Genomic DNA, 325 nt, shown 5'->3' on the forward strand with positions numbered 1-325 from the left:
CGAGGGCGTTGAAGTGGCGCGCGAGGTCGCCCAGTTCGTCGCTGCGCCGCGCGGGGAGGCGCAGGTCGAAATGGCCCTCGGACAGTGTCCGGCTGCCCGCCGCCAGTTGCCGGATCGGGCTGCGGAAGTGGCGCGCCAGCAGCATGGCGGCGACGGCGCTGAGGGCCACCGCGAGCGCGACGATCTGCCACAGGCTGCTGGTCAGTTGCTGCAGGAAGGCATAGCCCAGCGCGTCGCCGGGACGGGCGTCGCGGACCACGGCCAGGTAGCCGACCGTGCGGCCATTCACCTCCACCGCGCGCCGGACCGTGGCGGCGTCGGGGCC

1 protein-coding gene is annotated in these 325 nt (G+C 74.5%); it reads right to left on the bottom strand.

Annotation, left to right across the window (positions count from 1 at the left end):
- The coding region (locus ACEN88_RS34920; RefSeq protein WP_413347014.1) for a HAMP domain-containing protein at positions 1-325 on the bottom strand (325 nt) is incomplete at both ends.

It is taken from the genome of Massilia sp. CT11-108, assembly GCF_047302915.1.
GTDB lineage: Bacteria > Pseudomonadota > Gammaproteobacteria > Burkholderiales > Burkholderiaceae_D > Telluria > Telluria orientalis.